Below are 19860 nucleotides of genomic sequence, written 5' to 3' on the forward strand. Positions count from 1 at the left end.
ATCATGTCGAACGCCGTCGCCGGACACGCGCAGGATTGCTCCGGCGCCCGCGCCCGTCCAAGCCCCGTCCGTTGCGCCTTCAGCTCCGATCGCCAAGACGCGTTAGACTGTCCCGATGGAACAATGCCGTTATTGCCAGAGAATCCGCGATGAATGGGATTGCCACGGGGACGAATGCCGCCGGGCAATCGCGAAGGCACTGCGCCGGCAGCGCGCGGGCCTGCCGATGGTGCCGGATCGCATCCGCAACGAGCTGCCGTCCGGCGCGCCCACCCAGCAGGTGATCGCGGTCCTGTCGCGCCAGCGCCTGCGGGCGCGCCGCGGCAACGAGGAACGCCGCGAGCGCAAGGAAATCGACGACGCCGACGGCGTCTGATCCGCCAACGCCCCCCGCCAGCCGCCCCACCTGCCGGTGCCCCGCCACCGGGCGTTCGCCCGTGCGCGATGTCTCGCCGCCTGTCCGCCGTCAGTTTGCAATTCCCGCAACGCAGAACGGGGACGGATCGAACTTATGTTGGAATTGTTGCCTCACCGACAATGATCTTTCGCCGGAATCCACGTTTACCCTGAATCCAGCGACGCCTACGATGTAATCAATCGCTTACGACATGGTGTCGCCGGCGAACCCAATAGAACATCGGAGGTCATCATGAAATCGCTCGTTTCCGCGGTCGTCGCCGCTGTCGCCCTGTCCGCTTCGTTCGGCGCCTTCGCCCAAAGCACCGTGACCCGCGCCCAGGTGCGCAACGAACTCGTCCAGCTCGAAAATGCCGGCTACAAGCCGAGCCAGTCGAGCCCGTACTACCCGGCCGACATCCAGGCCGCGCAAGCGCGCACACACGCTGCCGACAACAGCGGCTACGGCGCGCAGCCGGCCCCGGTCGTCCAGGGCGGCGCACCGGCGGTCAAGGTGCGCAACGCGCGCGACTCGGTCTACTTCGGCCACTAAGTCCGCCGCCGCGCGCATCGCGCGCGGTCCGCCCGGATCCAGCGAGCCCGTCCCGTGACGGGCTCGCCGCGTTTTTGCCGCGCGCCGGGCCGGCCCGCCGTCAGCGGCTGCCCTCCGCCGCCACGCGGCCGCCGTCGTCGGTGGCGATACCGCCGCCGAGCAGTTCCTGGTAACGCACGCACGCGCACTGCGCGGACGCCTTCGCCGCGTACATCGCCGCGTCGGCCTTGACCAGCAGTTCCTCGGCCGACGCGCCATCCGCCGGATATTCGCTCACGCCGATGCTCGCGCCCACGGCCAGGTGCCGGTCGCCGAATTCCAGTTCCTCGGCCATCACGATCTGGATACGCGACGCGATATCGCCGATCACCGCGGGCGATCGCACGTCCGAAATCAGCACGATGAATTCGTCGCCGCCGAGCCGCGCGGCCATGTCGCCGCTGCGCAGCGCGAGGCTCAGCCGTTTCGCGACCGCGACGAGCGTGCGATCGCCGGCCGCGTGCCCGTGCTGGTCGTTGATCTGCTTGAAGCGATCGAGATCGACGAACATCACCGCCAGCCCCTCGCGCACCGCGGCCGCATGCCGGATCGCGGCATCGAGATGCTCCATGAACAACAGGCGGTTCGGCAAGCCGGTCAGCGGGTCGTGACCGGCGAGATGCGCGAGCTCCAGCTGCTTCGCGCGCAGCATCGCGACCTGCGTACGAATCTCGACGCGCATGCTGTCGAAACAGCGCGCCAGCACGCCGATCTCGTCGGCCCGCGCGACCGGCAACCGTTCGGCGGCCGGATCGTCGAACACGTGGGTCGCCGCGCGCGCGAGCATCTGCAACGGCCGCGTGATCGCGCTCGCAAACAGGATCGCGAGAATCACCGCCGCCACGCTCATCAAGAGCACCATCCGGATGATCCGCTCGCCGAGCATCCCGGCCGGCGCCAGCACGTCCGTGAGCGGACGCGCCATGCCGAGCACCACGAAGCGGTTGCCCTCGTTGTTGCCGAACGGCGTGCGCACGAACGCGAACATCTGGCCCGGTGCGGCGTCGGGCTGCGTGAGACCGTTGAGCGCCACGTTCGTGCGCGCCCCGACGAACAGCAGCCGCGTGTCGGGGAAGCTGTCCTGCATCAGCACGCGGTGCCCGCGATCGAAGCCGAAGATCTGCGACGGATCGGGGTGCACGAGGAAATCGCCCCATTTGTTCGCGAGATACACCACGTAGTCTGGCGGCAGATCGCGTTCAAGCCGGTCGAACATGCGCGTCAGCTCGACGTCGACGACCAGCGCGCCGACGACCCGGCCGCCTTCGTCGACCACCGGCGTGCCCACGCGCAGGATCGGCAGCCCTTCGGCCGCATGCGAGCCGGTCTCGTGATTGATCGCGATCGGCGACAGGTAGATATGACCGGGCGCCGTCGCAAGCGTATCGAATACGTAAGGAAACTGCCCTTTTTCCTGGAATGCACTCTCCGGCAACACGACGATGCCGTGCGCGTCGCGATCGACGCGGATCCGCTCGAGCCCGAAATCCCCGCGCGCGATCAGCCGGATCTGCAGGTACTCGGGGTGGTTCTTCATGAAGCTGTAATACACCTGTTCGAGCCGCGTGCGCGGCGCGCGATCGGCGCCTTCCCCGCTCGCGACGGACGCCGACGCCGGCAATTGCGCGAGCACGAGCACATCGTCGGCCACGTCGGACAGCGCGGTCGTGAAGCGCTGTCCGAGCAAGTGCGTCGACATCAGCAGGCTGTGCTGCGCTTCCTGCACGAGCATCGTCCGGTTCGCGCGGTAGGTGTAGTAGCCGGTCGTGCCGGACGCGATCACGCCGATGCACGCGAACAGCATCGACAGCTTCCAGGTGAGCCCGAGCCTGATCATTTTTCGAACCGCTCCGGCCGGTCGCCCGACACGATGCGGCTCCATAGCGACTCACGCCGCGCGATGTCCTCGACCGGCTGGATCCAGACGAGGTGCTGGTGGCCGGCCTCGAGACCGGGTGGCGGTTGGAGCGTATTCGCGAGCCCCTGGCGTTCGGTCAGCAGCACGCCGATCGCCGGTTCGAGCATGTAGTTGATCCACGCGAACGCCAGTTCGCGATGCTCCGCGCCGCGCGTGACGCCCCAGCAGTCGAGCCACGCGAGCGCGCCTTCGTCCGGAATCACGTAGCCGACATCCGCACCGGCGCGACGCAGCTGTTCGACCTGCTGCGTGCCATAGTTGCCGAACATCAGCGCCGCGCGATGCTGGACGAACAGCGTGGTCGCCTCGTCCGGAAGCGTGTAATACGTGAGCAGGTTGCGCCGCAGTTCGACCAGCTTGTGCGCAACGGCAAGCGTTTGCGCGGGCGACAGGTGAAACGGGTCGGGATAGCCGAGCGCGAGCGCGGTGAACGAAAAATTATGCGGCGCGCTGTTGAAGTCGAGCACCTTGCCGCGGTAACGCGGATTCCAGAGTTCCAGCATCGAGCGCGGCGCGACCGGCACCTGCTTGCGATCGTAGATCAGTCCCATCGACGAATACGTGAACGGAATCGCATAGGTCGAGCCGTTGCGCACGAGTCCGCCGATCGTCGCGAGCTGCTGGAAATTCGGCAGTTGCCGCCGGCGGTTGGGGATCTGCGACAGGTCGATCGGCGTGAGCAGGCCGTCGCTCGCATAGCGCTGGATCTCGGCCGTGTTGGCCGCAAGCACGTCGTACGGCGGCGGCGACGCGCTGTGCATCCGCGTCCACAACGCTTCGTCGGAATCGACGAAGGTTACTTCGACGTGCACATGAAAGTGCGTCTCGAATGCATTGACGACATCGTTGTCCGCGTAGCCGGGCCACGCAAGGACACGCAGTACGTTGTCGCTGACGGTCTCGGGGGAAGCGGCGCAAGCAGGCAGGCCCTGCCAGCCCAGCGTCAGGACGACAAGCCACCGGCACGCGGCGCGGCGCGCACGGCGCGCGCCGATTCCCCTGATCAATCGGTCCTCGTCCGAATTCCCCGTATGCATTCGACTGTCCTTTTTTCGAGTCGATGCTTGATCGTGCAACAAGACCACAAAAAATATCGCCGCGCAATTGGAACAAGCCGCACGCGCACTGCATCCGCCTATTCGGAGCGCGTCATCCGTGTACGCGTGCGATCGCACGTCGCTGCACGCGCTCGAACCCGGCCACGCGAACGGAGAATCATCAGGTGAAAGGCAAGACGCGACGTGTGCCAACTCCGCTTGCAGCCACGGCGCCACGCGGCATGTACTGCGTATGCGTTCGGAGCGTTCGGTGCATTCGATGCATTCGGCGACGCGCGTCATCCATCGCGTCGTGTCGCCACCTCCGCCTGCATGCGCGTCGAGCCATCGCATGCGCATCCGCGCCACGCAGGCATGAACGCCGCGATCACGCGCGACGGATGCGCACGCATCGGCATCGCCACGACAGCGCGACCGGCCCGGCCGTCGCGCTTTCCTTTTCGGGCCGCTCGTCGGACAATGACGCGCGCCCGCCGGCGCGGCGCCGCATCGGCCCCGCGCGAGCGGCACCAAGCATGCTCCGCCCGCGCCGATGAAACGCTACGAAACCCTCGCCCAGACGATCGCCGACGAAATCCGCAACGGCAACCTCGCGGTCGGCACGCGCCTGCCGTCGCTGCGGCAGATCATCGCGCAGCATGGCGTGAGCCAATCGACGGTGTTTCGCGCGTACTACCTGCTCGAACAGTGGGGGCTGATCCGCGCACGCGAGCGTTCCGGCTATTACGTAGCGCCCGGCGCGGGCCCGGCGGCGAACCCGCCCGCGAAACGCCGCGCGAGCCGTGCCGGCGCCACGCGCAAGGTCGACATCAGCGACCTCGTGTTCTCGGTGCTCGACGCCGCGACGCAGCCCGGCATCGTGCCGCTCGGCTCCGCATTTCCCGCGCCGCAGCTGTTTCCGCTGCCGCGCCTCGCGAAATCGCTCGCGCAGGCGACGCGGCTCGTCAGCCCGTGGAGCACGGTCGTCGACCTGCCGCCCGGCAGCGAGGCGCTGCGCCAGCAGATCGCGCGGCGCTATCTGGCAACCGGTGTCGCGCAGCCCGTCGACGAGATCGTCGTCACCAACGGCGCGCTCGAAGCGCTGAACCTGTGCCTGATGGCCGTCACGCGGCCCGGCGACGTCGTCGCGGTCGAGTCTCCCGGCTTCTATGCGGCGCTGCAGGCGATCGAGCGGCTCGACCTGCGCGCGGTCGAGATTCCCGTCGATCCACGCACGGGCCTCGATCTCGATGCGCTCGCGAACGCGCTCGACCGGCACGACATCCGCGCGTGCTGGTTCATGACCAATTTCCAGAATCCGACCGGTGTCACGCTGTCGCTCGACAAGAAGCGCGCGCTCGTCGAGCTGCTGGCCGCACGCGAGGTGCCGCTGATCGAGGACGACGTATACGGCGAGCTGCATTTCGGCCCCGACTACCCGCTGCCCGCGCGCGCATTCGACCGGCACGGCCTCGTGATGCATTGCAGTTCGTTCTCGAAGACGCTCGCGCCCGGCTACCGGATCGGCTGGGCCGCCGCCGGCCGGTTCGCGGAGAAGGTGCAGCGGCTCAAGCTGATGACCACGCTGTCGGCGAGCATTCCCGCGCAGGCCGGCATCGCGAACTATCTGGAGCACGGCGGCTACGATCGTCACCTGCGCAAGCTGCGCGGCACCCTGCAGGCGCAGCTCGCGCGCATGGACGACGCGCTGCGGCGCTGGCTGCCGCCCGGCGTCGAGTGGGTGCGGCCGGACGGCGGGTATTTCCTGTGGCTGTCGTTTCCCGACGCGATCGACGCGATGGAACTGCACCGCCAGGCGATCGCGCGCGGCATCAGCTTCGCACCGGGGCCGCTGTTTTCGGCCGCGCACGGCTTCGAGCGCTGCGTGCGCGTGAACTTCGGCCATCCGTGGAGCCGCGACATCGAGCGCGCGATCCGCGTGCTCGGCGAGCTGGTCACCGGGCCGGCGGTACGCAAGTCGGGCTGATCGCGCCTCGTGCGCACGCTGCGCGCCGCCCGCATCACGTCCATGCAGCGAAGCCGCGCGCGGGTTACATTGCTGGTCCCGCCGCTCCTTCACGATTGCCCATGAGCCAACTGCCCTACCTCGATCACGACGCGTTGCTGAAACTGGCGGCCGAAGCGGCACACGTTACGCAGCCGTGCACGTGCACGAGAACCTCGCTCGCCGGCTGGACGACCCTGCCGCTGTCGCTGCAGGACACGCAACTGACGGAAGTGGCCACGCTTGCGCCGCCCGGCGAGACCGAGCCGACCTACGACGAATATCATCCGGCCGGCACGCGCTATGCGTCGGACGACGCGCCGATCGCACCGCGCCACTTTCCGTACAACCGCTGCAACGTCAGCCGCTGCGTATCGTGCGGCCGGCTCTATCTGCGCTATCAGGAAGGCGGCGGCTACTTCATCGACCAGCGCATCCGCGCGCTCGATCCGGCGTTGATCGTCGACGCGCCGGCGCAAACCTGAACCCGACGCGGGGCATGCGCAATGCATGCCCCGGCACACAACGGCGCGCTCCGCCGATCTGCTGCGCCGTTTCCATTCCGATCTGCGCCCTTTCCGCTACGATCTGCTGCGCCGTTTCCGCTCCGATCTGCTGCTTGTCCCGCCGCCCCGCGTTCCCTACGCTGTCCCTGTTGCCCGACACCCGTCGCAACGTCCCCTCCCGAGCGGCGCGCGCCTCTGCGCCGCCGCTCCTCTCGCGTATCACGTCATGTACCGATATACCGATTTCGACCGGGCGCTCGTGCACAGTCGCGCCGCCCAGTTCCGCGACCAGCTCGAACGCTGGCAGCACGGCACGCTGAGCGAGGACGCGTTCCGGCCGTTGCGCCTGCAGAACGGCTGGTACGTGCAGCGCCATGCGCCGATGCTGCGCGTGGCCGTGCCGTACGGCGAACTGTCGAGCGCGCAGCTGCGCGTGCTCGCCCGTATCGCACGCGACTACGACGTGCCCGACGACGCCACCTACCGCGCCGCGTGCGACGCGCAGGCGCAGCTCGGCACGCTGCGCCTGCCGACCCGCAACGCGCACTTCACGACCCGCACCAACGTGCAGTTCAACTGGATTCCGCTCGCGAAGGCGGCCGACGTGATGGACCTGCTCGCGACCGTCGACATGCACGGGATCCAGACGAGCGGCAATTGCATCCGCAACATTTCGTGCGACGAACGTGCGGGCGTCGCGCCGGACGAGATCGCCGATCCGCGCCCGTTCGCCGAGGTGATGCGCCAGTGGACGACACTGCATCCGGAATTCGCGTTCCTGCCGCGCAAGTTCAAGATCGCGATCACCGGCGCGGCCGAGGACCGTGCGGCGACCGACTGGCACGACGTCGGGCTGAAGCTCGTGCGCAACGACGCGGGCGAACTCGGCTTTCGCGTGAGCGCCGGCGGTGGCATGGGCCGCACGCCGCTGATCGCGACGCTGCTGCGCGCGTTCCTGCCGTGGCAGCAGGTGATGAACTACATCGAAGCGATCGTCCGCGTGTACAACCGCTACGGGCGGCGCGACAACAAGTACAAGGCGCGCATCAAGATCCTCGTGAAGAGCGAGGGACAGCGCTATATCGACGACGTCGAGGAAGAATTCCGCCAGATCGTCGAGCATGACGGCGGCCCGCACACGATCCCGCAGGCCGAGTTCGACCGCATCGCGGCATCGTTCGTGCCGCCGCGCCTCGCGCCCCGCACACTCGATCTGCAGGATGCCGAAGCGCGCATGGCCGCGCACGCCAGCCGCCATCCGGCCTTCGCGCGCTGGCTCGCGCGCAATGTCGCAGCGCATCGCGACCCGGCGCTGCGCATCGTCACGCTGTCGTTCAAGCGCCGCCTGCAGGCGCCCGGCGACGCGTCGCCCGAACAGCTCGACGCACTCGCCGAACTCGCCGAGCGCTTCTCGGCCGGCGAGGCACGCGTCACGCATACTCAGAACGTGGTGCTGCCGTGGGTGCACGTCGACGACCTGTTCCTGCTGTGGGAGCAAGCGCGCGCGATCGGCCTTGCCAGCGCAAACGTCGGACTCCTGACCGACATGATCGCGTGCCCGGGCGGCGATTTCTGCGCGCTCGCGAACGCGCGCTCGATCCCGATCGCCGATGCGATCGCCGAGCGGTTCCAGGATCTCGACATGCTGCACGACGTCGGCGACATCGACCTGCACATCAGCGGCTGCATCAACTCCTGCGGCCATCATCACAGCGGGCACATCGGCATCCTCGGCGTCGACAAGGACGGCGCCGAGTGGTACCAGGTGACGCTCGGCGGCTCGGACGGCTCGAGCGCGAGCGGCCCCGCTCGGCCGGGCAAGGTGATCGGCCCGTCGTTCTCGGCGGACGAGATCGTCGATGTCGTCGACGCGCTCGTGAATGTCTATCTCGACGCGCGGCTCGACGCCGACGGCCGCAGCGAACGATTCATCGACACGGTGCGCCGCATCGGCGCCGAGCCCTTCAAGGCCGCGGCCAACGACGCCCGTCACCAGGCGGAGCACGCATGATCCCGACCGACCAAAGCTCGAACGCACGCATCCGGCTGCTCACGCCGGCCGAACACGCCGACGATACGAATGCGCCGGACACCGCGACCCGCACGATCCTGACGATCGGCAACGACGAGGAGTTGCGGCCGCTCGCCGCTCGCATCGCGCAGGCCGCGCGCATCGACCTGCACTTCCCGTCCTTCACCGACGGCCGCGCATACAGCCAGGCGTATCTGCTGCGCAAGCGCTTCGGCTTCGCCGGCGACCTGCGGGCGACCGGCGACGTGCTGGTCGATCAGTTGCTGTTGATGGAGCGCACCGGGTTTTCGAGCGCGGTGCTCGGCGCCGATGCCGATCTTGCCGCCGCGCGCCGGCAGCTCGACCGGTTTCCCGGCTTCTATCAGCGCGATGCGAGAACGGCGGCGCCGCGGCAGGACGCGGCGCCGCAAGTCGAGACGCAAGCCGGGAAATGAAAACGGGCGGCCCGCAGGCCGCCCGTCCGATGAACCGCAAGCGCCGCGCCCGCCACTCAGCGGGCGCCGGCGTTCAGCGCGCCGCCACCGGCTTGCCGAACGCGCCAAGGATCTTCTTCTCGAGCGCGATGTAGTCGTGGCCGAAGTGGTGGTCGCCGCCCGTCTTGATCACGTCGGCACCGGTGTTCGCGAGCGCCGGACACATCGTGTCCTTCTCTTCCGCGCCGTAGAAGCATTGCACGAGCTGCGGCGGCACCTTCGCGATTTCCGGCGCGACCTTCATCGCCTTGTCGCTCGCCGGCATCCCGAGCCAGCCCGTCACGCGGATCTGGAAATCCGCCGCCGGCGCGAAGCCGAGCAGCGACATCACCGCCACCTTGTCACGCAGGTCGGCCGGCAGCCGGTTGTACGCGAACGGCATCACGTCCGCGCCGAACGAGTAGCCGACCAGCGCCACGCGGTTCGCATGCCAGCGCGCCATGTAGGTGCGCATCACGCGCGCCAGGTCGCGGCTCACCTGTGCGGGCGGCTTCTCGCTCCAGAAGTAGCGCAGGCTGTCGATGCCGACCACCGCCACGCCGTCGCGCTGCAGCGCCTCGGCGATCGTCTTGTCGAGATCGCGCCAGCCGCCGTCGCCCGAGATCACGATCGCGAGGCGGTCGCTGCCGCCCTTGGCCGGCAGCTCGACGAGCGGCAGGTCCGACACGTCGAGCTCATCGGTGCTGCTGGTGTCGTGCAGGTGCGACGTGACGAGCGACACGAGCGTCGCAGTGTCGCCGGCCGCGGCCGTTTCGACGAAGCCCGGCATCGCGCGGCGCACGATCGTCGGATCGGGCGGGCACGGCTTGAAGCGCGCATCGAGCTTCGCCGCCGGCGCGACCGACGCGACACCGGCGATCGTGTTTTCCGGCGCCATCGACAGGATCTGCTTCGCGATCGCGCCGCCCTGGCCCACGCCCGCGACGATCGGCGTGTAGTAACGCGCCGATTGCGCGAGGCGTTCGAGCTGGTGGCTGACCGCTTCGGCATCGCCGTCGAGGTGGTGACAGGTTTCCTGCTTCGCGGCGAGGTTCGCCGCATAGCGCTCCGAATCCACCCCGACCGTCATCGCGCCCGCTTTCGCGAGGGCGTCGGCCGCCTGCTGGTCGGCGGCGCCCCAGCCCCGCCCGCGCGAAAACAGCACGACGAAGCCGCGCAGCGGGCCGCCCGGCTTCGTCACGGTCACGGGGCCGTAGCGGCCGCCCGACACGGTTTCCGGTTGCGCCGCGGCCTGCGCCGCGAACGCCGCGCCGGCCAGCATCATTCCCGCGCAGGCGACTGCCGCCCGCGCGATACCCTTCTTCAACATCATGAACGCCGACCTCCAGCCAGCAGGGACAGATCCGCGAGCGTGACGAACACGCCGACCGAGCCCGAGGCCGCGAGATAGCGCGGCTCCCAGTGCGGCTCGAACTTGCTCTTGAATGCACGCAAGCCGCGGAAGTTGTAGAAGCGGCCGCCGAAGCGCCAGACCATCAGCCCGAACCGGTGCCACGGCGACGGCATCTTCGCCGCCCCCATCCCCGAGAACGGCGCGATGCCCAGGCTCAGCTTGCGGAACCCCGCTTCCTTCAGATGCAGCGCGAGCTGCGTAAACAGATACTCCATCGCATACGGCGACGCGTCCGGCAGATGACGCATCACGCCGACCGTCGCCTCGGTGTTGAGGTCGGTCGTCATGAACGTGACGAACGCGATCGGCTTGTCGGCCTGGCGCACGAGCATCACCGACTGCGTCGCGAGATAGCCGTCGTGGAACGCGGCCACCGAGAAGCTCTTCTCGCGCGCGTCGCGGCTGTCGAGCCAGCCGTCGGAGATGTCGCGCAGCGACGGCAGCGCGGCCGGCACGTCGCGCGGCGCGATCACCTCGACCGTCAGCGCGTCCTTGTCGCCGCGGCGCAGCGCATAGCGCAGGTGCGACCGGTTCGAACCCTTCAGGTCGAAGCGGTCGAGCGCGATGTGCGCTTCCTCGCCGAGCTTCATCAGCGTGAGCCCCGCGTCGAGATACAGCGGCAGCGCGTTCGCGCGCACCTGGTAGAACGCCGCGCGGCCGCTGTGCGCGTGCGCCAGCGCGATGAACTTGCCGATCAGCGCCGGCCATTCCTCGCGCGGGCCGACCGGATCGTGCAGCGCGGCCCACGTGCGGCCGTTCTTCGCATACATCAGGAACGCGCGGCGCGATTCGGAGAACAGGAACGACTTGTCGCCCATCAGCGCGAGGCCCGCATCGCTGCACTCCTGCGCGCGGATGATCTGCTCCGCGTCGATCAGGTCCTGCTCGGCGGGCTTCACGAAACGCCCGGGCGCCGGCCGCAGCAGTTGCCACAGCGCGAACATCGCGACGAACACGCCGGCCGCCAGCGTCGCGCGCAGCGCCCGCGGCGCGCGCTCGTCGAACGCGAAATGCGACCACAGATCGCGCGTGTAAGGCACGTCGCGGAACGCGAAGCACAGCACCCACACGGCGAGCACGAGCACCATCGTCACCGACACGAACCAGCTCACCGTAAAGCGCTCGGCGAGCAGCGACGAATGCCGGTTGAAGCGGCGGCGGCTGACGAGCAGCAGCACCAGCAGCGTGCCGAGCACGCCGGCCTCGACGAACGCGAGGCCCTTGGCCAGCGACAGCGCGAGGCTCGCGAGCGTCAGCGCGAAAGTCATCCACCATGCGCCGTCGAGCCGGCGCAGCAGCCCGCGCGCGACGAACAGCAACGCGACGCCCAGCACGCTGCAGATCACCTGCGAGCCTTCGAGCACCCACAGCGGCACGATGTTGCGCAGGATCGCGATCCGGTGCCAGAACGCGGGCGTCGCGCTCGAGATCACCAGCATCCCGCCGACCGCGAAGGTCACGAGGCTCAGGAACAGCGGCGCCAGCTGCGACACGCGCGCGGCCTGCCGCGTCACGAGCCGGCGGCGCAGCGCGCGGCCCTCGAACCCGGCCAGCAGGCCGGCCGACAGCACGAGCGGCACGCCGAAGTAGATCGCGCGATAGGCGATCAGCGCGGCGACCATCGCGTGCGCCGGCACTTCGCGGCCCAGCGTGAAGACCATCGCGGCCTCGAACACGCCGATCCCGCCCGGCGTATGGCCGATCATCCCGAGCAGCAGCGCGGCCGCGTACACGGTGATGAAAGTCGGCAAGCCGACTGGAGCGGACGGCAACAGCACCCACAGCGTCAGGCCCGCGGCCACGACGTCGAGCACCGCATAGACGACCTGGGCGACGAGGTCGCGCCGCGCCGGCACGTCGAACGCGAGCCATTTGAAGCGCGTGACGACCGGGCGCGCGACGTTGCCGCACAGCATCGTCATGACGGCCAGCACCACGAGCAGCGCGGCGCCGCTCCACGTCAGCACGCCGGGCGCGACATGCAGCATCGCGGCGAGCGTCTGCGGCACGCAGACCATGCCGACCGCCGTCATCAGCACCAGTGCGAGTGCGAGCGTGCCGCTGGTGAAGACGGTCATCCGGCCGATCTGCGCGGGGGTGACGCCCGACACGCCGTACACGCGCGCGCGCACGGCGCCGCCCGTCAGCGCGCCGAAGCCGGTCGCATTGCCGAGCGCGGAGCCGGCGATCGCGCCGATCCACAGCGCGGCGCGCGGCACTTTCGCGGCGACGTAGCGCAGGCCGACCGCATCGCGGGCGACGAGCGCGAGATAGCTGAGGGCCGTCGCGGCCAGCGACGCGCCCCACTCGCCCGCGGACAGGTGGCGCAGTTGGCGGATCACCGAGCGGTAGTCGACGGATTCGGACAGGTGCTGGAACACCACGATCAGCAGCAGGCCGATGCCGAGCGCGAGCAGCGGCGACAGCACGCGCTCATTGCGGATCAGCGTCGCGACACGGGCGATCGCTGCCGCGGCACGGCCGGGCTGGCCAGGGTGGCGGGAAGACATAGAGTGTTCAGTGGTGGTGCGTAGCTTGTCGCGGCGCAGGGGTGGCCTCGCGGCGACGAATCTGGTTGTTCTGCGTGGGCGGTCGGCCTGGGACGAAGCCAGGCGGCGCCTGAATCAGAAATTACGAGTATACGGATTTTATATTACAGAATCTTTCGATCCCGTACTGAGCCGTTCGGGCGCGGCGGTCGCATCAACGACGCGTCAAATTCATGCGCAAGGTGCGCATCATACCGGGAACCGCGGGGAATTTTTCGTCGAATGACCGACTTGCGACGCTTTTGGGAGAAATTCTCCCGGCCCGACCGAGCCCGCGAGAGCAAACCCGCGACCGGCGCGGGATTCGGGGAATGGGGACGGATTGCCGTGCCCGCCTTACGGTCCCGTTGTCGCGCCGTCATCGTGCCAGTCGGCGCCGGCCCGCTCCCGCAGTATGTCGATGAATGCGCGCAGCTTCGCCGGCACGTGCTTGCGATTCACGTAATAGAGCCACATCGGCGGCAGCGTCCGGCACGCGCCCGGCAGCACCTCGACGAGCGTGCCGTCGCGCAGGTCCGCGTCGATGCGCTCGCGCATGAACGCGAACGCGATGCCGACGCCCTCGCGCGCGGCATCGATCACCGCATCCGCGTCGTTCGTCACGAGCACGCCTTCCGGGTCGAGATCGACGTCGCGGCGCCCGTCGCGCAGCAGCCACTTGTGCAGGCGCCCGCTCTCGGAGAACCGGAACCGGATGCACGCATGGCGCGCCAGCTCGGCGATCGACGCGGGCGTGCCGTGCCGCGCCAGATAGCCGGGCGAGGCGACCAGCGCGCAGGTCAGCGCGGGCGCGATCCGCACGCCGATCATGCCGGGCTGCAGCCGGTCGGCAAGACGAATCCCCGCGTCGAAACCCTCCTTCGCGATATCGACCAGCTCGTTCTCGTAGCGGATTTCGAGCCGGACCTTCGGATAGCGCGCGCGGAACGCGGCCAGAACCGGCGCGATCACGAGCAAGCGGGCCAGCGGCAGCGCCGTGACGCGCAACAGCCCGCCCGGCTCGCTGCGCACCTCCTTCAGCGCGTCGCGCGCCTGCACGACCTGCCGGTACGCAGGCTCCGTCTGCTGCCGGTAATGCTGGCCGGCTTCGGTCAGGCTCACGCCGCGCGTGCTGCGGTTGAACAGTTTCACGTTCAGTTCGCCTTCGAGCTGGCCGATCGCAAGGCTGACGGCAGCCGGCGTCAGGCCGAGCGCGGCGGCAGCACGCGTGAAGTTGCCGGCCGTCGCGACCGTCATGAACACGTGCAGCCCGGCCATCGGATCGCGTCTGCTCATCATTAAAAAAACTTGAAACTCCTTCGAGTGGAATGCCGATTCTCCCATATACAAGAACTACCTACACTGGCCCCGTCGTCTTCCACCGGAGCATCGAATGAATCCGCATCACAGCCCCGCCCTGCCGCTCGCAGCTGTCCGGCAGACGATCGAAGCCGCGCTCGCGCAGGCCGCGTCGCTGCAGGTCGCCGGTGTGTCGATCGCGATCGTCGACGCCGGCGCGAACCTGCTCGCATTCATCCGCACCGACGATTGCTTTCTCGGTGCGATCGACCTCGCGCAACGCAAGGCGCTGACGGCGATCCGCTTCCGCGCATCGACCGCCTCGCTCGGCGCGATGTCCGGCGACGGCCCGCTGCGCGGGATCGAGCACAGCCACGGCGGGCTCGTCACGTTCGGCGGCGGCGAGCCGCTCGTCGACGGCGACGGGCGCTGCGTCGGCGCGATCGGCATATCTGGCGGCAGCGTCGAGCAGGACGACGCGATCGCGCGGCATTGCCGCGATCGCTTTCACGCAACCTTTCCCACCTCGAGGTAAGCACATGGCTCAGAAACGCATCCTCATCACCGGCGCGGGCAGCGGCTTCGGCCGCGAAGTCGCGCTGCGGCTCGCACAACACGGTCACGCGGTCACGGCCGGCGTCCGCACGACCGCCGAGATCGACGCGCTGACGGACGCCGCCGCGCAGCGCGGCACCGCACTGCGCGCGGTGAAGCTCGACGTGACGTCGGCCTACGACCGCGCCCGCGCGGCCGAATTCGAAGTCGACGTGCTCGTGAACAACGCGGGCGTCGGCGAGGCCGGCGCGCTGGTCGACCTGCCGGTCGAGATCGTGCGCGAGCTGTTCGACGTCAACCTGTTCGGGCCGCTCGAACTCACGCAGCAGATCGCCCGCGGCATGCTCGCGCGCGGGCACGGCAAGATCGTGTTCGTGTCGTCGATCGCGGGGTTGATCACGGGGCCGTTCACGGGCGCCTATTGCGCGTCGAAGCACGCGGTCGAATCGGTCGCCGAGGCGATGCACGCGGAACTGGCGCCGCACGGCATCCGCGTCGCGGTCGTGAACCCGGGCCCGTACAGCACCGGCTTCAATGACCGCATGATGGAAACGCCGCGGCGCTGGCGCGATCCGGCCGTCCACACGGTGACGCCCGAGCGGCTGACCTTCCCGCTCGAGCAGCACGATCCGGAGGAAATGATCGCGAAGATGGTCGACGTGATCGAAAACGACGGCGGCGCATTCCGCAACCTGTTGCCGCAGTCGTCGGAAGCGTTCGTGCGCGCCGAGCAGGCGCGCGCGTGGGACCGGCAGCAGTGACGCAGGCCGGCGGCGGCAGGCGGGTCACGCAGGAACGCCCTGCGCGCCGCCCGGCCTGTCGCGTACGACGTTCGCCGTCGATGACCTTCCCGACGGCGCGAACCGTCGCGGATCAACGCGTCGCGGAAGCCGGGCCCGCAACCGGGCGGGCCGCGTCGAGCCGCGCCGCGCGCGCTCAGTACACGTCCCGCATGTAGCGCCGCGCCTTCGAGAGCTTCGCGACGTAGTCGTTCGCGGCTTCGTCCGACATCCCGCCGTGCTCGGCGACGACCGCCTTCAGCGCGGTATCGACGTCCTTGGCCATCCGCGCGGCGTCGCCGCACACGTAGAAGTGCGCGCCTTCCTCCAGCCACTTGTACAGCTCGGCGCCCTGCTCGCGCATCCGGTCCTGCACGTAGATCTTGTCGGCCTGGTCGCGCGAGAACGCGAGATCGAGCCGCGTGAGGAAACCGCTGTCGCGCATCGCGCTCAGTTCGTCGCCGTAGTAGAAGTCGGTCTGCGCATGCTGCTCGCCGAAGAACAGCCAGTTGCGGCCGCGCGCGCCGCGCGCCTGCCGCTCGTGCAGGAAGCCGCGGAACGGCGCGACGCCGGTGCCGGGCCCGACCATCACGACCGGCACGTCACCGTTCACCGGCGGCCGGAAATGCGCGGACTTCTGCACGAACACCGGCACGCGGCCGTCGTCCGCGCGATCGGCGAGGAACGTCGACGCGACGCCTTTGCGCGCGCGGCGGCCATTGTGATAACGCACGGCCGACACCGTCAGGTGAATCTCGCCCGGGTGCGCGCTCGGGCTCGACGCGATCGAATACAGGCGCGGCTGCAGCCGCTTCAGCATCCCGACCAGCTCCGCGCCCGACAGCTCGACCGGGAATTCGTGCAGCACGTCCGCGAGCTGTTGCCCCCACAACCATTGCTTCAGGTCGGCCTTGCGATCGTCGCCGAGCAGCGCCTTCAGCGCGCCGTTCGCGCTGCGCGATGCGATGAACGCGAGCGTGTCGGGATGCGGGCGCGTGATGTCGAAGTGGCGCGCCAGCGCATCGCCGAGCCGCACGTCGCCGACGCCCGCGACCGACACGGGCGCATCGGCCTTCAGCGCGGTGACCGACAGCAGCTCGTCGACCAGCTCCGGGCAGTTGGTCGGCCACACGCCGAGCGCGTCGCCGGTTTCGTATTCGAGGTTCGCGCCTTCGGTCGACAGCGACACGTAGCGCGTGTCCTTCGCGGCGCCCGGCCGGTTGAGCCGCAGGTTCGCGACGAGCTTCGACGGCGCCGGATGCGCCTTGGTCGGCAGCAGCCCCGACGCGCTCATCCCGGCGGTCGGCACCGCATGCAGCGCCGCATCCGCCTCCTTGATCCGGGCGACCACGCGCTCGAGCCACTGGTCGGCATCGCGCTGGAACTCGACGTCGCAATCGACGCGCGCGCACAGGCGCGCCGCGCCGAGTTCCGCGAGCCTTGCATCGAGCCGGCGGCCGTGCCCGCAGAACTGGTCGTAATTGCGATCGCCGAACGCGAGCACCGCGAAGTGCACGCCGTCGAGGCGCGCGGCGCTGCCGGCCTGCAGCGCGTCCCAGAACTCGCTGCCGTTGTCGGGCGCGTCGCCGTCGCCGAACGTGCTCGTCATCAGCAGCACGTATTGCGCGCCGGCCAGCGACGCGACCGGATAGTCGGACATGCACGCGGTGCGGATCTCGAAGCCGGCGTTCATCAGCTGCGTCGCGTAGTCCTCGGTCAGCGATTCGATGTTGCCGGTCTGCGACGCCCACAGCAGCACGACCTTCGGGCGCGTGCGCACGATCCGCACGCCGCCGGGCGCGGCGGCCTCGGTCGGCAGTGCGGGCACAGCGCCTTGCGCGGTGTGGGCCGGCATCGCGCGGCTGAACAGCCCCGCCAGCATCCCGTCGAGCCAGAGCCGCACCGGCGGCGTGAGCGGCGCGCCGGCCGGCAGCACCGGCACGCCGCCGTCGCGCCGGCCGGCGCTCGCCTTCAGCCCGCTGACGAGGCCGGCCACGTACAGGCGCTCCGCGTCGGTGAGCGGCGGCGGCGCGAGATCGGCCACGCCGAGCGCGGCCGCGAAAGTGTCGAGGTCTGCCATGTCGGATTCCTGTGAAGCCGTGATCTGCACCGCCGCCGGCACGGGCCGCGCGTCGCCGGCGGCGGCATCGGGTCGCGCCGTGTCGTCGGCGGCGGACGCGAACGCGTCCGTGTCGACGCGCGCGAGCGCGACCGCGCAATACTTCAGTTCGGGTTGCTGCGATTCCGGATCGATCGCGTCGTTCGTCACCGCGTTGATGCACAGGTCGTCGCCGTACACGTCGTTCCAGTGCATCGGCGCGAAGCAGTTGCCGCGCTGCACGCGCTCGGTCACGACGGCCGGCAGCACGGCGCGGCCGCGCGCCGAGCGAATCTCGACGCTGTCCTGCGTGGCGATGCCGAGCGCGCTCGCGTCGTCCGGATGCAGTTCGACGAACGGGCGCGGATTGAGCTTGTTCAGCATCGCGACCTTGCCCGTCTTCGTCATCGTGTGCCATTGATGCTGCAGCCGGCCGGTGTTCAGCACGATCGGGAACGTATCGTCCGGCAGCTCGGCCGGATCGACGTGCGGCCGCGCGAAAAAGCGCGCCTTGCCCGACGGCGTCGGGAACGCGAGGCGCGGCGCATCGCCGCCGTCGGCTGCCGCGCGCAGCGTCTGGCTCACGCCGTCGTTCAGGTAGCGGATCGGGTGCCGCTCGCGCGCGGTGCCCGGCGCGACCGGCCATTGCACCGGGCCCTCGCGCAGCGCCGCATGGCTCGCGCCGCGCAGGTCGTAGCCGGTCGCCGGATTCGAAAAGCGCACGATCTCGTCGAACACGTCGGCCGCCGACGCATAGTCGAACGCATCGCCGAAACCCATCGCGCGCGCGACTTCCGCGACGATGCGCCAGTCCGGCAGCGCGTCGCCGGGCGGCGCAACCGCGGCGCGCATCAGCGTCATGTTGCGTTCGGAGTTGATCATCACGCCGTCGCCCTCGGCCCACAGCGCGCCGGGCAGCAGGATGTCCGCGTAGCGGTTGGTCTCGGTGTCGAGGAATGCGTCCTGCGCGATCACGAGCTCCGCGGCCTGCAGCCCGGCGATCACGTTCTGCCGGTTCGGCACAGTCGCGACCGGATTCGTGCAGACGATCCAGCACGCCTTGATGTCGCCGGCCGCCATCCGTTCGAACAGGTCGACGGTGCCGCGGCCCGCGTCCTTGCGCAGCGTGCCGGCCGGCACGCGCCACAGGTGCTCGACGAAGCGCCGGTCGTCGTCGGACAGCACCGAGCGCTGGCCCGGCAGCCCGGGCCCCATGTAGCCCATCTCGCGCCCGCCCATCGCGTTCGGCTGGCCGGTCAGCGAGAACGGCCCGCTGCCAGGCCGGCAGATCGTGCCCGTCGCGAGATGCAGGTTGCAGATCGCGTTGGTGTTCCACACGCCGTGCGTGCTCTGGTTGAGCCCCATCGTCCAGCAGCTCATCCATTCCTGCGCGTCGCCGATCCATTGCGCGGCCGTGCGGATGTCGGCTTCGGCGAGGCCAGTGATCTCGGCGACGCGCTCGGGCGTGTAGTCGGCGAGGAACGCGGGCATCGCGTCCCAGCCTTCGGTGTACGCATCGATGAACGCGGCATCGGTGCGGCCGTTCGCGTGCAGCAGGTGCAGCAATCCGTTCGTCAGCGCGAGATCGGTGCCCGGCCGGATCTGCAGGAACAGGTCGGCCTTGTCGGCGGTGCCGGTGCGGCGCGGATCGACGACGATCAGCTTCGCGCCGGCCTTCACGCGATCCATCATCCGCAGGAACAGGATCGGGTGGCAGTCGGCCATGTTCGCGCCGATCACGAAGAACAGGTTCGCTCGATCGAAGTCCTGGTACGACCCCGGCGGGCCGTCCGCGCCGAGCGACTGCTTGTAGCCGGTGCCCGCGCTCGCCATGCACAGGCGCGAGTTCGACTCGATGTTGTTGGTGCCGACGAAGCCCTTCGCGAGCTTGTTCACGAGGTATTGCGCCTCGATCGACATCTGCCCCGACACGTAGAACGACAGTGCGTCGGGCCCGTGCGCGTCGAGCACCGCGCGCAGCCGCCGCGCGGTCTCGGCGATCGCGTCGCGGACCGGCAGCGGCACGAGGTCGTCCTCGCGCGCGCGCCGCACGAACGCGCGGTCGAGCCGCCCCGAGCGGCGCAGCGCGACATGCGCCGACGAACCCTTCGTGCACAGCCGTCCGAAGTTGGCCGGATGGTCGGAGTCGCCCGATACCTTGACGACTTCGTCATCCTCGACGTGCAGCACCATCCCGCAGCCGACGCCGCAGTACGGGCACACGCTCTTGACGGGGGTGGCGCTCATGC

General features: G+C 69.3%; 14 protein-coding genes. 8 read left to right on the forward strand and 6 right to left on the reverse strand.

The window, feature by feature from the left end; translation table 11 throughout:
* Window positions 1-115 precede the first annotated feature (115 nt).
* Window positions 116-376, forward strand: a complete 261-nt coding sequence (locus tag DIE17_RS14840) for a hypothetical protein (protein WP_006760082.1) — start codon at window positions 116-118, stop codon at window positions 374-376.
* Between the two features lie 273 nt (window positions 377-649).
* Window positions 650-949 carry a DUF4148 domain-containing protein gene (locus tag DIE17_RS14845; protein WP_124667968.1) on the forward strand — a complete coding sequence of 100 codons (300 nt, stop codon included), beginning with the start codon at window positions 650-652 and terminating at the stop codon, window positions 947-949.
* 100 nt (window positions 950-1049) lie between these two features.
* On the opposite strand, the gene DIE17_RS14850 is transcribed toward DIE17_RS14845, so the two are convergent.
* Together DIE17_RS14850 and DIE17_RS14855 are read right to left on the reverse strand one after the other, a co-directional pair.
* Window positions 1050-2825, reverse strand: coding sequence for a sensor domain-containing diguanylate cyclase (locus tag DIE17_RS14850; RefSeq protein ID WP_124484653.1), 1776 nt, complete (start codon window positions 2823-2825; stop codon window positions 1050-1052).
* Window positions 2822-3943 (reverse strand): extracellular solute-binding protein, encoded by a 1122-nt coding sequence (locus DIE17_RS14855; protein WP_124667967.1) that lies wholly within the window; start codon window positions 3941-3943, stop codon window positions 2822-2824. The genes DIE17_RS14850 and DIE17_RS14855 overlap by 4 nt, the downstream gene beginning before the upstream one ends.
* Window positions 3944-4496: 553 nt before the next feature.
* On the opposite strand from DIE17_RS14855, the gene DIE17_RS14860 reads away from it, so the two are divergent.
* From DIE17_RS14860 to DIE17_RS14875, 4 genes are all read left to right on the forward strand, one after another.
* Entirely contained in the window at window positions 4497-5930 is a 1434-nt protein-coding gene (locus tag DIE17_RS14860) for a PLP-dependent aminotransferase family protein (protein WP_124667966.1), read from the forward strand.
* Between the two features lie 101 nt (window positions 5931-6031).
* Complete coding sequence (locus tag DIE17_RS14865; RefSeq protein ID WP_124667965.1) at window positions 6032-6433, forward strand: hypothetical protein; 402 nt, start codon at window positions 6032-6034, stop codon at window positions 6431-6433.
* 247 nt (window positions 6434-6680) lie between these two features.
* On the forward strand, window positions 6681-8465 hold the full coding sequence (locus DIE17_RS14870) for a nitrite/sulfite reductase (RefSeq protein WP_124667964.1): 1785 nt from the start codon (window positions 6681-6683) through the stop codon (window positions 8463-8465).
* A complete protein-coding gene (locus DIE17_RS14875; RefSeq protein ID WP_124667963.1) occupies window positions 8462-8920 on the forward strand; it encodes a DUF934 domain-containing protein in 459 nt (152 codons plus the stop codon). The genes DIE17_RS14870 and DIE17_RS14875 overlap by 4 nt, the downstream gene beginning before the upstream one ends.
* Window positions 8921-8993: 73 nt before the next feature.
* Here DIE17_RS14875 and DIE17_RS14880 read toward each other — a convergent pair whose 3' ends face one another.
* The 3 genes from DIE17_RS14880 to DIE17_RS14890 all read right to left on the reverse strand — a co-directional run bounded on the left by DIE17_RS14880 (window position 8994) and on the right by DIE17_RS14890 (window position 14176).
* Window positions 8994-10271 (reverse strand): virulence factor family protein, encoded by a 1278-nt coding sequence (locus tag DIE17_RS14880; protein WP_124667962.1) that lies wholly within the window; start codon window positions 10269-10271, stop codon window positions 8994-8996.
* Window positions 10268-12862 (reverse strand): bifunctional lysylphosphatidylglycerol flippase/synthetase MprF, encoded by a 2595-nt coding sequence (mprF, locus tag DIE17_RS14885; protein ID WP_124667961.1) that lies wholly within the window; start codon window positions 12860-12862, stop codon window positions 10268-10270. The genes DIE17_RS14880 and mprF overlap by 4 nt, the downstream gene beginning before the upstream one ends.
* Window positions 12863-13237: 375 nt before the next feature.
* On the reverse strand, window positions 13238-14176 hold the full coding sequence (locus DIE17_RS14890) for a LysR family transcriptional regulator (protein WP_124667969.1): 939 nt from the start codon (window positions 14174-14176) through the stop codon (window positions 13238-13240).
* Window positions 14177-14273: 97 nt separating this feature from the next.
* Here DIE17_RS14890 and DIE17_RS14895 point away from each other — a divergent pair, with 97 nt between their 5' ends.
* A complete protein-coding gene (locus tag DIE17_RS14895) occupies window positions 14274-14714 on the forward strand; it encodes a heme-binding protein (RefSeq protein ID WP_124484645.1) in 441 nt (146 codons plus the stop codon).
* A gap of 4 nt (window positions 14715-14718) precedes the next feature.
* Window positions 14719-15495: an SDR family oxidoreductase gene (locus DIE17_RS14900; protein WP_124484644.1), complete on the forward strand. Its 777-nt coding sequence runs from the start codon at window positions 14719-14721 to the stop codon at window positions 15493-15495.
* Window positions 15496-15670: 175 nt separating this feature from the next.
* Here the strand turns inward: DIE17_RS14900 and DIE17_RS14905 are convergent, their stop codons facing one another.
* On the reverse strand, window positions 15671-19858 hold the full coding sequence (locus tag DIE17_RS14905; protein ID WP_124667960.1) for a bifunctional nitrate reductase/sulfite reductase flavoprotein subunit alpha: 4188 nt from the start codon (window positions 19856-19858) through the stop codon (window positions 15671-15673).
* Between the last annotated feature and the right edge of the window lie 2 nt (window positions 19859-19860).

Origin of the sequence: Burkholderia sp. Bp9099 (assembly GCF_003857805.1) — a bacterium.
In the GTDB taxonomy this organism is placed as follows: Bacteria; Pseudomonadota; Gammaproteobacteria; order Burkholderiales; family Burkholderiaceae; genus Burkholderia.